This is a genomic window from Sandaracinaceae bacterium, from assembly GCA_016706685.1.
GTDB lineage: Bacteria > Myxococcota_A > Polyangia > Polyangiales > Houyiibacteriaceae > JADJJE01.
The window spans coordinates 187,048-199,587 of record JADJJE010000051.1 but is presented as its reverse complement, the minus strand read 5'-3'; the positions used below and the strand labels follow the sequence as shown (position 1 = coordinate 199,587).

The following is a 12,540-nucleotide window of genomic DNA, read 5'->3' as shown; positions in this document are numbered from 1 at the left end:
AAACGCTGCCGCTCAGTTGGTGGGCGTCATGTTGAAGGGCACGCGCGCCGTGGCGCAGGTGCCCCCCGTGGGCGCCACCAGCTGCCAGGTGCGCGCCGCCGCGGTGACGCAGCTGTTGACCGAGCTACCGAGCGGGCCGCTGGCGCTGGCCGTCTCCACGCGCCCGTTGGCGCCGATGCCCACGGTCACGGTGACGCGGCCCTGCAGCATGTTGTTCTGCTTGAGGGCGCGCTCGTAGCACTGGCGGACCTGGCCGCGGTAGCGCGTGACGGCAGCCTGCAGCGCGGCGGGGGCGATGGTGCCCTCGCAGTCGCGCACGGGCCGCATGCTGACGGGGCGCATGCTGGTGTCTTCCGCCACGGCCACCACGGCGGGGCCGGCGTCGGGCTCTTCCACCGGAAGCTCGAACTCGTTCTGGAACTGCGACGTGGTGGGCGTCACGCCCGCGTCCAGCATCGGCAGCGCCGCCGGGGGCTCTTCGCCGGGCGAGCAGAAGAGCAACAGCAACGCGGCGGTGACCAGCACGCCACCGATGACGGCGAACTTGAGGCCGTTGTGGGATGGCGGCAGCGGCGCGACGGAGTCAGACATGAGACTCGCGCTTGTAGCAGGCCTCGCGCGCGACCGCAAAGTCGCGGATTCCGATTGGCCTGCTATGCTCCAGCCATGGTGAAGATGACCCGCATGGACCTCAGCACGACCCAGGGTGCCTGGCTGGCGCTCGCCCTAGCGCTCACCACGTCGGGCTGCCTCGACACCAGCGTCACGTTCCCGATCACCCGCGAGCTCGAGTTCTCAGCGGTGGACCTGCCGCTCATCGACGGTTTCCAGGAGGTGACTGCCGACGGGATCGTGATCCCTTCCCTCGCGTGCGGGAGCGCCGCCGAGTGCCCCATGGCGGCCGGGATCAACGTGGAGTGCAACACGGACGGCCTGTGCGACCCGGTCTCCGCCACCGCCACCATCCACATGCAGGACGTGGACCTGCGCGAGGTCATGGAGCGGCTGAGCGTGGTGGACAGCATCGCGCTGCGCGGCGTGGAGTACGCCGTGGTCACCAACACCATGAACGTGGACCTTCCGGCGGTGGAGGTCTACTGGGCGCCCGTCGGCACCGCCAGCGTGGACGACGCCGTGCGCCTCGGGTCCTTCCCGGAGGTGCGCGCCGGGGAGACGCCCATGGCGCGTGTGCCGCTCGACGCCGTGGGCACCGCCGCGCTCAACGACCACCTCGAGGGCGTGTCGCGCCAGTTCCGGATCTTCTTGGAGGCCAGCATCGACGTGGACCCGGGCGACCGCTTCCCGCAGGGCGCGGTGATGGCCAACGTGCAGTTCGAGGTCCGCGCGTCGGGCCGGCTGCGCTGACCGCAGCTGGCTAGCCGTTAGCGCACGGCGCGGCCCACCCAGCCCACGCGGGCCGAGGCGGTGACGTTGCTGGCGAAGGCGAACGGGTCGCTGCCGGCGCGCACCCCGTAGAGCTGCAGCGTCATCGCCAGCGCGAAGCGATAGTCGAGCGCCACGGCGAGATCGAACGTGCCGCGCAGCGTGCGGCGGTTGGCGCCGCCCAGGTCGGACACGAACCAGTCGGCCTGGAAGGAACCTGTGACGCGCTGGCGGGCCGTCTCGAACAGCGTCCACGGGTCCAGGTTCACCACGAAGCCCGCGCCCGGGAGCGCGTTGCGGTTGGGGTCCAGCAGCTCCACCTCCACGCCGCCGTTGAGGCGCACGCTCAGCAGCGGGCGCAGCGTGAACTGCGCGCCCACGGTCGTGCGCAGCAGCATGTGCCGGAACTCGCGCGCCGCGGGCTGCGAGAACTCGGTCTCGAGGTAGGCCTCCACGAAGGGCTCGGGGACGTACCAGGAGTCGTTCGCCGTGCGGAAGCCGCGCCAACGCAGCGTGCTGCGGTAGCGGATCTGGTCGTCGCCCTCGAGGTAGCCCCCCTCGCTGTTGGAGGTGCGGGTCAGCAGGTACTGCAGGTTCAGCGAGTTGTCCCACGCGTACACGGGCGACTGCGCGTTGCCCGCGGCGTTGATCTGGAAGCCGAAGGACGCGGTGTTCTCGCGCTGCAACTGCGAGTCGTCGTACGCGGCGCGGTTCTGCACGGAGGAGCCGCCGAAGTTCAGGTCGCCGTCCACCCGGAACGTCCACTCGGCGTCCTCGGCCAGGTCGTGCACGCGCTCGCGGGGGTCGCGCGTGGCCGGGTGGTGCAGGTAGGCCAGCATGCCGTCACGCAGCGTGGCGTGGGGGCCCAAAACGGGCTCCCACTCGTGGTGGGCAGGCAAGGGGGGCAGCAGCCCGTCGCCGCCGTTGGCGAGGAAGCGCAGCGTCACCACGCGGTAGCGACCGCGCGCCTCCACGGTGCGCCCGTTCACCAGGATGCTCTCGTCCACCGTGCCCGCGCCCTCGATGGTCATGCCCAGCGTGACCAGCTCGGGGCGCCGGGCGCTGCGCCGCGCCACGTCCAAGAGCCAGGCCCCCGGCACGTCGGCGCTCACCAGCGGCTCGTCGTACTGGATGGCCACGTGCACGTCGCTGGCGCGCAGCATGCGCGGGCGGCTGGGCGCCCAGCTGGAGTCCAGCAGGCCCTGGTTCACGATGGCGATCTCGGCGTTCGACTGCTGCCGGATGATGGACGCGCCGAGGCTCAGCAGCTGCGTGCCCGTGATGTCTTCCGAGAGCGCGCCGCCCGGCAGGTCGTTGCCCCAGGTGGAGCAGTAGATCTCGCCGAAGCGGCTGATGAAGCCGGTGACCGCGCGCGCCGGGGCCGGGGTGGGGGTCAGCGGGCGCACCAGCATGTCGAAGGACGCCGCCTCCACGTTGCGGCGAATGTCCACGCGCACCCCGCCCGCGGGAGGGGCCGCCGCCACCGCCGGGTGGAAGCCCACGGGCCGGGCGAAGAGCAGCTCGCTGCCCGCGTTGGCCGCGATCAGCAGGTCGGGGCGGTGCGCCTCCGGGAGCTGGCGCGCCAGCGACAGGATGCGGGCGGCCGCCTCGGCGCCGTAGGCGTCGTCGATCACGGCCACCACCAGCGTCGCGCCGCGCGCGCGCGCGGCCTGCACGGCAGGGCCGATGGCGCGCGCGATGGGCGTGAGGCGCAGCCCCGCCGAGAGCTCGGGCGTGGCGCGCGTGATGGCGTCCTCCGCGATGAACGTCAGCAGCGCGATGCGATCGTTGCCGCGGGTGATCATGGGCACGCCGTCGGACGCGTCCACCAGCACCTCGCACAGCGCCGCAGCGCTGGGGACGCTGGGGTCACAGCGCAGGTTGCTGGCGATGCTGGGCACCCCACGGTCGCGCAGGGCCCGCAGCGTGCCGAGCAGGGCCTCGCGGTCGGCCGAGAGCTCGCCCTCACCGAACGTGAGCGCGTGGTAGCCCAGCTCCGCGATCAGCTGCGCATAGGAGTCCGGTGCGCGCCGCGCGGCGTACATGGACACCGCGTTCGGGGCGAGCAGCCCGCCCGTGTCGAAGATCAGCGGGTCGAGCGCGCGGAGCGACTCGAGGTGGGGCGCGATCTTGGAGAACGCCGAGGGCGAGAGCGACGTGTTGGCGTCGCACATGGGCTCCGTGAAGTGACCGCCCACGCCCGACGTGATGATCAAGCGCGCGGCGATGGGCAGCGACGCGGTGTCCGCGGGACGCATGCTGGCGGTCACGGGCGGCGGGGCCTCGGGCGCGGCGCTCTCGGACGCGGGACTCTCCGCTGTGGGCGCGGCGTCCTCGGGTGCGTCCTGAGCGGAGGCGAGCGGGGCGGCGAGCGCGCTCGCGAGCAACACCCCCAGCACGATGACAACGGACACGAGAGCGGGTCGCGGCATGGCGCCCAGATATCCCGTTTGGGCCCCCTTCGTGCAAGGCGCCGTGAGGCACCAATTTCGCCGCCCACCAAGCGAAAAACCTGCTGATGGCTTGATCATTTGAGCAGTGGTTTCGACCCCTTAGGAGGCGATCTTCAGGTGCCCTCGCGTGTGTGGTGTCGCCTTCCCGAAAGATCCTCACTCGGCCGCGCTGAGCGCACTGACCCCGTATGTTGCGCATTTTTTTGGAGCCCACCACCACATCTTGTAGGTTGCGGACAGATGGCCCCCATCACCGCGATGCTCGTCGATGGCCTTTCGAGTCCCCCCCTGGGGCACGCGAGATCGCTCCGTGATCGCGCTCCGGGCGCTTGGATCAAGAATTTTGTTCAGTGGTTTCCGCGCCTTTCGGGGGGGCTGTCGGGTTTCGAAAAAAGGGGGCTTGACCTCGGGTCGCGACGAGCGGATAACCGCCCTCCCCCTACAAGGGGTAGTGGTGCTGCCGCCCGCAACACCCCTCTGACTTGTGGGTTAGCGGTGAAAATCCTGTGGAGCGCCTGTGAATTGGGGGGCGCTGATCGGGTCGTCGGCTCGTGGTGATTCGTGGTTGGTGATGTCCGTAGATGGTGTTCGTCCGGTGGAGGTAAACGTGGCTGTAGAAACGCAAACGCAGAGCAAGAAGATTGAACTCGAGGGCGCCCACCGCGCAGGGCGCTCGCAGCAAGCGGGCGGCCTCACGGTCGAACGCCGTTTCACGGCTCCGGGTGAAGACCCGCTCGAGACCACGGTCTACGAGAAGCGCGACAGCGCCATCAGCAACTCGGACGGGTCCACCGTGTTCGAGCTCAAGGGCGCCGAGGTGCCCGTGGGCTGGAGCCAGCTCGCGACGGACATCGCGGTCTCCAAGTACTTCCGCAAGGCGGGCTTGAACGGCGACAAGAACAGCGGCGAGCGCAGCGTGCGCCAGCTGGTCTACCGCATCTCGCACTCCCTGCGCGAGGCCGGCGACCAGTTCGGCGGCTACTTCGCGGACAAGACCGCGGCGGACAACTTCGAGGCCGAGCTCAGCCACCTGCTCGTGGACCAGAAGGCCGCCTTCAACAGCCCCGTCTGGTTCAACTGCGGCCTCTACCAGCGCTACGGCATCGAGGGTCAGGGCGGCAACTGGTACTGGGACGCCAAGGCCGACCAGATGATGGAGACCACCAACGCCTACGAGCACCCGCAGTGCTCGGCGTGCTTCATCCAGGCCGTCGAAGACGACCTCATGGCCATCTACGAGGTGGTCCGCAACGAGGCGCGCCTCTTCAAGTACGGCTCGGGCACCGGCTCCAACTTCAGCGCCATCCGCGGTCGCCAGGAGAAGCTCTCCGGCGGCGGCACCAGCAGCGGCCTCATGAGCTTCCTCGAGGTCTTCGACCGCGCGGCCGGCAGCACCAAGAGCGGCGGCACCACCCGCCGCGCCGCCAAGATGGTGTGCCTGGACCTCGACCACCCGGAGATCGAGGACTTCATCGACTGGAAGGTCCGTGAAGAGAAGAAGGCGCGCGCCCTCATCGCGGCCGGCTACGACAGCGACTTCAACGGTGAGGCCTACCGCACCGTCAGCGGCCAGAACTCCAACAACTCGGTGCGCGTCACGGACGACTTCATGCGCGCCGTGGAGGCCGACGGCGACTGGCAGACCCGCTTCCGCACCACCGGCGAGACCTGCGACACGCTCAAGGCGCGTCACCTGTGGAAGAAGATCAGCGAGGCCGCGTGGTGGTGTGCCGATCCCGGCGTGCAGTACGACACCACCATCAACGACTGGCACACCTGCCCGAACACGGACCGCATCAACGCGAGCAACCCGTGCTCCGAGTACATGTTCCTGGACGACTCGGCCTGCAACCTCGCGTCCATCAACCTCACCAAGTTCCTCTCGGACGAGGGGCACTTCGACGTGGATGGCTACCGCCAGGCCGTGCGCGTGCTGATGATCGCGATGGACATCATCATCGACTACGCCAGCTACCCCACGCGGCGCATCGCGAAGAACAGCCACGACTACCGCCCGCTGGGCCTCGGCTACGCCAACCTCGGCACCATGCTCATGCGCCTGGGCATCCCCTACGACAGCGACCAGGGCCGCGGCATCGCCGGCGCGCTCACCGCCATCATGTGCGGCCACGCGTACGCCACCAGCGCCGAAGTGGCCGCCGCCAAGGGCGCCTTCAACGGCTTCCAGCGCAACCGCATCGCCATGCTGCGCGTCATGAACAAGCACCGCGACGCGGCCTACCAGGTGGGCGACCCCAACTGGGTGGCCATGCGCACGGGCGAAGACCCGAAGGTGCCCGCGTACCTCTTGAAGGCGGCGCGCGAGGACTGGGACCTGGCCTGCACGCTCGGCGAGCTGTACGGCTACCGCAACTCGCAGAGCACGGTGCTGGCGCCCACGGGCACCATCGGCCTGCTCATGGACTGCGACACCACGGGCATCGAGCCCGACTTCGCGCTGGTGAAGTTCAAGAAGCTGGCCGGCGGCGGCCACTTCAAGATCGTGAACCAGAGCGTGCCCTCGGCCCTCAAGAACCTGGGCTACACCGAGGCGCAGGTCACCGACATCGTGTCCTTCGTCACGGGCACCAACACCTTCACCAACGCGCCGCACGTGGGCCGCAAGGTGCTGCTGAGCAAGGGCCTCACCGAGCGTGAGATCGAGAAGGCCGAGAAGGCGCTCCCCGGCGTGTTCGACGTGTCGCAGGCGCTGGCGCCCTGGGTGCTGGGCACCGAGGCCCTCGACCGGCTGGGCGTCCCCGCCAAGAACTACAACGCGCCGGGCTTCAACCTGCTGCGTCACTGGGGCTTCACGCCCGCGCAGCTGCTCGAGATCAACGACGTCATCGTGGGTCGCATGACCATCGAGGGCGCCCCGCACCTGCGCGCCGAGCACCTCCCGGTGTTCGACTGCGCCAACCGCTGCGGCAAGACCGGCAAGCGCTTCATCGAGCCGATGGCGCACGTCTACATGATGGCGGCCGCGCAGCCCTTCCTCTCGGGCGCCATCTCGAAGACCGTCAACATGCCCAACGAGTCGACGGTGGAAGAGGTCAAGCAGGTCTACATGGAGGGCTGGAAGCTGGGCCTCAAGGCCATCGCCCTCTACCGCGACGGCAGCAAGAGCAGCCAGCCGCTCAACAGCAAGGAAGACGAGCAGGAGGAGAGCGCCGAGGCCAAGGCCGCACCGGCAGTCGCCGCGAAGCCGGAAGCCCGTGCCGCTCACGGCCGCCCAGGAGGGCCTGCGCCCGCCCGAGACGCGTCGTCATCGCCTGCCCAAGAAGCGCAGCGGCTTCACGCAGGAGGCGCGCATCGGTGGCCACAAGGTCTTCCTGCGCACCGGTGAGTACAAGGACGGCAACCTCGGCGAGATCTTCGTCGACATGCACAAGGAGGGCGCCGCCTTCCGCTCGCTGATGAACTCCTTCGCCATCAGCGTGTCCATGGGCCTGCAGCACGGCGTGCCGCTCGCGAGCTACGTGGAGCAGTTCACGTTCACGCGCTTCGAGCCGTCGGGCATCGTCGAGGGCCACCCCAACATCAAGTTCTCCACCTCCATCATCGACTACGTGTTCCGCGTGCTCGGCGTGGAGTACCTGAAGCGCTATGACTTCGCGCAGGTGCCGCCCGAGGAGCAGCGCGCGGAGCTGGCGAACCCCACCGACGTGAACGCCGTGCAGCGCATCGAGGGCCTCGTCCACAGCGAAGCGCCAGCGGCCATGGCGGCAGCCATCGAGCCCGCCGAGCAGGTGACGTTCGGCTTCAGCGGCGGCCACGCGCCGTCCAACGCGCTCGACGCGCAGCTGGGCGAGATGATGGGCGACGCGCCCATGTGCGACAAGTGCGGCCACATCACCGTGCGTAATGGCGCTTGCTACAAGTGCTTGAACTGCGGCAACTCCATGGGCTGCAGCTGACCTCAGCGTGACGGGGGCGAGGCCGGGGAGGGCCTCGCCCGGGAGCGCTCGCGCTGGCGCTCGCTCCGGCGCCCCCCTGAAAGCTGCACTGCGCGCTTCGCGCTGCGTTTGCTTTCGGGGTCCCCCCGAGTCCCTGGCGAAGCCCTCCCCGGCCCCGCCCCCTGCGCGTGGGGTTCCAGCTTTCGCGAGGGGGGCTCAACTGGGCTCGCCGTAGGCGGTTGGGCTCGTGGGGCCGGCGAGCGATCTAGGTGGAGGTCATGGAATGCAAGATCGTTCCCGAGGATTTGAGGACTTCATGCGGGAGCGCCTCGACATGCTCGTCGAGTTTGCTGAGGACCTCTCGTTCGACGTTCCTACGTCGATCGTTTCGGACCCCGAGGCGGCGCTGCTGATACTCGACCCGTTTCTCGTTGGGCAGACAGTCGGTGAAGAGGACTTTGCGTGGATCGTGAGTCGGCTCGCCGCATTCGTCGGCGAATTGCTCATCTGCCGACTCGGTGGATTCTGGCTGTTGTGTACGCAAACGGAGAGCCGCTTCCACGGACGCTTCGTCGTTGACGTTCGCGTCCCGGGTGATCAGCAAGACGTGCTCGTCGACCCGTTCGAGGTGGCGGCAACCTTCGTGCTTCAACCCCCACCCCGCAGTCTGGTTGACCACCTTGCTGGCGTCATGCTCGAGATCACCTCAGCGCCACCAACGCCGAACGCCTAAGATAGGATGAGAGTGGAGCGCCCACGAAGGCGAAGGCAACACGATGTCCAGGCTACGGGAGGCGGTCGCGCCAGTATCCAGGCTCGCGTCGGGCGTGAGCCACGGCGAGGACGAGCAGCGCATTCTGCTCGACTGCGACGATGAGTGAGTACGGAAAGACGCGGAAGCGGAACGCTCGGATCTCCAGCCCATCAGGGTAGCCCTCCTCCCGCGTGGCGGAACGCGACAGCGCTTCGGCCTGCTCGACGACGGTGCGGGCTTCCTCTCGGAATCTGGACCCGTAGCCCGGGCGCTCTTGCTCGTGGTGCTTGGCCGCCGCCACCAGTTCGGCACGAGCGGCGGGGTGAAACCGGAGGGAGCGCACTAGCGCGTCAATGCCCGATCGAGGTGGGCTTCCACCTCCGCCCACGACTCGGTCACGATGTCACCGCGGTGGACTTCCTCCAGACGGCGAACGACCTCGACCCGCCACGCCTCCGCCACTTCTTTGCGCGGAGAACTCGGAATGGAGTCGAGGATGCGCAGCGCAAGTGCCTCCCGGGCCTCGTCGGGGAGAGCCATCGCGCCCTCGTACAGCTTCTCGGCGGTGGACGTCACGCCCTGAGTCTACGTGCCTCGACGGGGCTCTGCCAAATGGATGCGGAGGGATGGCGGTCCGTCCGTTCGCCATGGGAGAGTACGAGTGCGTCGGGTGGTTGCACTCTTCTCAGCTCCCGCTGGGCATCTGCACGTAGCGGTCGTCCGCGGCGTTCCAGCGCCAGGTGGTGAGAACCGCGGGGGCGCAGGGGGGCGACACGAGGTCGCCGCTGGCTTCGTCCCACTCGGCCCCCGGGCACAGGCGCGTGCGCACCACCAGGTCGCGGTGGCCGTCGCCGTCCGTGTCGCGGATGAGGACGGTGCCCTCGATGTGCTCAGAGCTCTCGGCCTGACAGTCGAGGCTGGTGGGGAGGTTGGCGGTGACCACGGGGGTGGCCTCTCCGATCTCGAAGACCAGCGTGCGGCGCTCTGTGCAGTAGCCAGTGCCGCACTGCACCTCGGTGTTGCTCCTGGCCACTACGAAGAGCTCGCCTTCGCCGTCGTCGTCCACATCCTCGACGCGGGCGATCATGAGCGGCGCCTCGTCCTCGTAGAGGAAGGGGGCGCTGTCCATGGGGGCGGGCACGGCTGCCTGCGGGTGCCACGCCCCGTCGCGGGCCACGAGCACCACCAGCAACAGGTCGAAGGAGGGCGCGTCGTTGGCGTCGACCTGCCCACCCTCGGCGAGCACGAACGCGGCGCGGCGCGGGTTACCGGCCAACGGCGGGAGGTCCAGCTGGCGTCCCGTCACCCGAGGCTGGGCGCCCGTGGTCCGGGGCACCAGCTGGCCGAGGGCACGGGTGAAGTCGCCGGGCGTGGTCCTCGGGGCTTGCGCAGACGCATCCGCACCCAGACTCGTGCTGATCAAGGCGGCCAACCAGAGCGTTGTTCTCCAGCAGTGCGTCGGCTTCAAGGTCGATGACGTCATCTCGTGTTCACTTTCGAGCTGGGAGGGGCGCAGCGCTCAGGTCTGGTACGGGAACTCCTCGCCGAGGTTCGACATGGCCAGCTCGCGCTCGACGATCTCCTTGGCGTCCTTGCGCTTCAGGAAGCCGAAGCAGCGCCATGCCTTGTCGAATTCGAGGGGGCGCGAGGTCAGCTCGTTCAGCAGGCTGACCCACGCGGGGCGCAAGTACGGCGCGAGGGTGTTCACGTTGGCCTTTGCGTCTTGGACGCGCTGCTCCGGGGTGTACGTCTGGCCCGCGTGCTCGTAGATCTCGGCGAGGCCCTGAACGATGTGCCGGAAGAGGAAGCCCTCGAAGTGGGGCGCATAGTGCTGCGCGGCGTTCTCGTCGTGGGGCACGAACACGACTTCCTCCGTGCCGCTCGCGGGGTACCACGCCCACAGGTCGCCCGCGCCGTTGGCCGCGAACGGCACGAACGCGAGCGCGTAGTAGTCTGGCGCATCCCAGTTCACGGTGTCCTCGAGGGGCCACCACTCCACATGGCTGCTCACCATCATCAGCGCAGGCGGCTTCACGCTCGACTGGTCGCGGTTCTTGGTGTAGTCCGTGACGCCATCTTCCGTCATGCGGCGGAACAGCTCAGGGACCTGGAAGCCGGTGTTCTCGGCGATGGTGTCGTAGAGGGTGCTCATGAGGCGCTCAGTCTCACGCAAACCACGGCCTAGACGCCAGCCGGTTTTCGCGGCTCACCGCGCGAGGCGGAAGTGCGGAAAGGTCTCGCCGAGAGTGGGCATGTCCAGCTCGGTCTGGATGAGCGTGATGGCCTCGTCCTGGTTGAGCAGGCTGAGGCAGTCCCACTCGTCGTCGCGCACCAGAGGACGCGCGGCGAGCTCTTCCAGCAGAGCCACCCAGCCCTCGTTCAAGTAGGGGGTGACGGTGCGAACGTTGGCCCGCGCGGCCTCGCTGCGCTGCGCGGGCGTGAAGTCCGTGCCGTCGTCTTCGACCATCTCGGCGAAGGCCTGGATCATGTGGCGCAGCAGGAAGGCCTCGAGGTCGGGCGCGAAGTGGGTGGCGCCATTCTCGTCATGGGGGGCGAGCACCACGGTCTCGTCGCCGTCCTTCTGATACCAACACCACATGTCTCCGGTGCTGGTGCTCGCGAAGGGCACGAGCTTGTGGGCCGGGTCGAAGTGCTCGGGAGCGTCCCAGTTGACGATGTCCTCGGGGAGCCACCACTCCACCTGGGCGTGCGCGATCATCAGCGCCGGCGGGTTCACGAGCGCGCGCTCCTTCCACACCTGCTTCCACTCCGCAGGGCTGTTCCCGTAGCGGACGACGCCGTCGGCCACCATCTGGCGGTACAGCAGTGGGACGTGGAACCCCGTGGTGAGGTGGATGGTGTCGTAGACCGTGCGCATGGAGAGGGGTGCAGTGTACCATCGCCACCTCGCGGGACACGGTGGCCCGCGCACGAAGGTGGCACATGGCGAACGTCAGCAAGTTTGGGTTGTGGCGGCATCTGCGCGCGGAGCCCAACCAGTTCATCCTGCACTACAAGGGCGGCAAGCTCGTGAAGAGCGGCGCTGGCATCGCGTACTTCTTCAACCCGCTGTCGGCGGCCGTGGCGCAGGTGCCTGTCGAGGACTGCGAGACCACGTTCATGCTGAACGAGCGCTCGGCGGACTTCCAAGAGGTGAACGTGCAGTGCACGCTCTCCTACCGCGTGACCGACCACGCGCGCGCGGCGCAGCGCGTGAACTTCACCATCTCGCTGCTGACCGGCGCGTGGCTGGAGCAGCCCCTCGACCGCCTGGCCACGCTGTGGTCGCAGAAGGCGCTCGAGCCCGTGCGCAAGTTCGTTTCGGCCTCGCCCGTGGTGGACGTGGCGCAGAAGGGCTCCGAGCACATTCGCGCCGCGCTCGACAGCGCGCTGCGCAACGACGCCGAGCTGGCGGCCATGGGCCTGGCGCTCGTGACCGTGCAGGTGTCGCGGGTGGCGCCCAGCGCCGAGCTCGAGAAGGCGCTGCAGACGCCCACACGCGAGGGGCTCCAGCAGAAGGCCGACGAGGCCATGTTCTCGCGCCGCGCCCTGGCCGTGGAGAAGGAGCGCGCCATCAAGGAGAACGAGCTGGCCACCGAGCTCGAGCTCGAGAAGCGCAAGAAGCAGCTCATCGAGCAGCGCGGCGCCAACCAGCTGCAAGAGGTGCAGCAGGTGGCCACCACCGAGAAGGCCCGCGTGGAGGCGGATCTCGCGCGGCTGCAGCTCACGGCCGAGGCCGAGACGCGGCGCAGCATGACGCTGGCCAAAACCGAGGTGGAGAAGAGCAAGCTCATCGCCGACGCCTACGCGCGCGACACGCTGCTGCGCGCCGAGGGCGACACGAAGGCGCGCACGCTGTGGAACCAGATCGAGCAGCAGCGCGAGGCCGAGCGCATCGCGCTCTGGGAGAAGACCCCGCAGCGCGTGTCCACGGCCTTCGCCCTGCAGGCCGCCGCAGCGAAGCTCGACAAGATCAACCACCTCAACCTGACGCCGGACCTCTTGAAGACGCTGGTGACGGAGCTCGCCACGGAGCGCAGCGGGACCTAGTCCG

At 68.7% G+C, this 12,540-nt stretch carries 10 protein-coding genes and 1 pseudogene; 4 read left to right on the top strand and 7 right to left on the bottom strand.

Features of this window, described 5'->3' with window-relative positions; all coding sequences use genetic code 11:
• Window positions 1–12: 12 nt before the first annotated feature.
• The gene (locus tag IPI43_31475) at window positions 13–591 is read right to left on the bottom strand and encodes an AgmX/PglI C-terminal domain-containing protein (protein ID MBK7778585.1); all 579 of its coding nucleotides are present in this window, start codon (window positions 589–591) and stop codon (window positions 13–15) included.
• Window positions 592–666: 75 nt separating this feature from the next.
• Here IPI43_31475 and IPI43_31470 point away from each other — a divergent pair, with 75 nt between their 5' ends.
• A complete protein-coding gene (locus IPI43_31470) occupies window positions 667–1,365 on the top strand; it encodes a hypothetical protein (protein MBK7778584.1) in 699 nt (232 codons plus the stop codon).
• A 17-nt stretch (window positions 1,366–1,382) separates the two neighbouring features.
• Here the strand turns inward: IPI43_31470 and IPI43_31465 are convergent, their stop codons facing one another.
• Window positions 1,383–3,815, bottom strand: a complete 2,433-nt coding sequence (locus IPI43_31465; protein MBK7778583.1) for a 5'-nucleotidase C-terminal domain-containing protein — start codon at window positions 3,813–3,815, stop codon at window positions 1,383–1,385.
• A gap of 592 nt (window positions 3,816–4,407) precedes the next feature.
• Here IPI43_31465 and IPI43_31460 point away from each other — a divergent pair.
• Window positions 4,408–7,753: pseudogene (locus IPI43_31460) on the top strand (vitamin B12-dependent ribonucleotide reductase).
• Between the two features lie 262 nt (window positions 7,754–8,015).
• Complete coding sequence (locus IPI43_31455; protein ID MBK7778582.1) at window positions 8,016–8,465, top strand: hypothetical protein; 450 nt, start codon at window positions 8,016–8,018, stop codon at window positions 8,463–8,465.
• A 52-nt stretch (window positions 8,466–8,517) separates the two neighbouring features.
• On the opposite strand, the gene IPI43_31450 is transcribed toward IPI43_31455, so the two are convergent.
• The 5 genes from IPI43_31450 to IPI43_31430 all read right to left on the bottom strand — a co-directional run bounded on the left by IPI43_31450 (window position 8,518) and on the right by IPI43_31430 (window position 11,364).
• Entirely contained in the window at window positions 8,518–8,787 is a 270-nt protein-coding gene (locus tag IPI43_31450) for a hypothetical protein (GenBank protein ID MBK7778581.1), read from the bottom strand.
• A 41-nt stretch (window positions 8,788–8,828) separates the two neighbouring features.
• Entirely contained in the window at window positions 8,829–9,062 is a 234-nt protein-coding gene (locus IPI43_31445; GenBank protein MBK7778580.1) for an addiction module protein, read from the bottom strand.
• Window positions 9,063–9,171: 109 nt separating this feature from the next.
• Window positions 9,172–9,909: a hypothetical protein gene (locus IPI43_31440; protein ID MBK7778579.1), complete on the bottom strand. Its 738-nt coding sequence runs from the start codon at window positions 9,907–9,909 to the stop codon at window positions 9,172–9,174.
• A gap of 96 nt (window positions 9,910–10,005) precedes the next feature.
• Window positions 10,006–10,638 (bottom strand): SMI1/KNR4 family protein, encoded by a 633-nt coding sequence (locus IPI43_31435; GenBank protein ID MBK7778578.1) that lies wholly within the window; start codon window positions 10,636–10,638, stop codon window positions 10,006–10,008.
• Between the two features lie 54 nt (window positions 10,639–10,692).
• Entirely contained in the window at window positions 10,693–11,364 is a 672-nt protein-coding gene (locus IPI43_31430) for a hypothetical protein (GenBank protein MBK7778577.1), read from the bottom strand.
• Window positions 11,365–11,429: 65 nt separating this feature from the next.
• Between IPI43_31430 and IPI43_31425 the strand changes: the two genes are divergently transcribed.
• Complete coding sequence (locus tag IPI43_31425) at window positions 11,430–12,536, top strand: band 7 protein (GenBank protein MBK7778576.1); 1,107 nt, start codon at window positions 11,430–11,432, stop codon at window positions 12,534–12,536.
• The last annotated feature ends 4 nt before the right edge of the window (window positions 12,537–12,540 follow it).

Coding starts and splice junctions, on each gene's coding strand:
- IPI43_31430 (MBK7778577.1), bottom strand. CDS start 11,364: ATGCGCACGGTCTACGACACCATCCACCTCACCACGGGGTTCCACGTC.
- IPI43_31465 (MBK7778583.1), bottom strand. CDS start 3,815: ATGCCGCGACCCGCTCTCGTGTCCGTTGTCATCGTGCTGGGGGTGTTG.
- IPI43_31435 (MBK7778578.1), bottom strand. CDS start 10,638: ATGAGCACCCTCTACGACACCATCGCCGAGAACACCGGCTTCCAGGTC.
- IPI43_31455 (MBK7778582.1), top strand. CDS start 8,016: ATGCAAGATCGTTCCCGAGGATTTGAGGACTTCATGCGGGAGCGCCTC.
- IPI43_31470 (MBK7778584.1), top strand. CDS start 667: ATGGTGAAGATGACCCGCATGGACCTCAGCACGACCCAGGGTGCCTGG.
- IPI43_31425 (MBK7778576.1), top strand. CDS start 11,430: ATGGCGAACGTCAGCAAGTTTGGGTTGTGGCGGCATCTGCGCGCGGAG.
- IPI43_31475 (MBK7778585.1), bottom strand. CDS start 591: ATGTCTGACTCCGTCGCGCCGCTGCCGCCATCCCACAACGGCCTCAAG.